Source organism: Candidatus Poribacteria bacterium (assembly GCA_021295715.1).
Taxonomy (GTDB): domain Bacteria; phylum Poribacteria; class WGA-4E; order WGA-4E; family WGA-3G; genus WGA-3G.
The window spans coordinates 40,802-41,292 of sequence record JAGWBV010000045.1 but is presented as its reverse complement, the minus strand read 5'-3'; the positions used below and the strand labels follow the sequence as shown (position 1 = coordinate 41,292).

At 42.2% G+C, this 491-nt stretch carries 1 protein-coding gene; it reads left to right on the top strand.

The genetic code is table 11. From position 1 onward, the window contains the following. Positions 1-85 precede the first annotated feature (85 nt). Positions 86-346, top strand: coding sequence for a hypothetical protein (locus J4G07_12690; protein MCE2414852.1), 261 nt, complete (start codon positions 86-88; stop codon positions 344-346). Positions 347-491 lie beyond the last annotated feature (145 nt).

The following is a 491-nucleotide window of genomic DNA, read 5'->3' as shown; positions in this document are numbered from 1 at the left end:
TAATTCTAAAATCCATCATGGTTTCGGTGAAAGTTTCCAAATAGAACCTGTTGCTTATTATTCTCTCACTATAGGGATTTAATCTATGTGGATTCCGATTCTGTTCTCTGCAGGTTTGATGGGACTGGTGCTATTGGCAGTAGTGGTCTGGATTGCCTTGAAATTGGGATTACAAAAACGTCTCCAATGCTGGTCATGGAGTGAGACAGCAAGTAGAAAGTCGATAACGCGTCTTGTATGGCTGGCAGCCGTAATTTTTCCGGTTGTCGTCTATTTAGGATTTTGGGTGTTTGCAAGTTTGGAGTTGAAATTGTGGCAGGTGATTTCCTTTCTTTTTCCATTATAATTTCCTGCTATTCCAACAGATAAACGTGAATTGTCCTATCTTTTGCGCGTGAAAAGGCAGGCAATGTTTTGACCATACGTCCCCGTTGGCGAATCCAGTTACGAACTGCCACGTCCGCATCGAAAACATTAAAACTCGCCACATC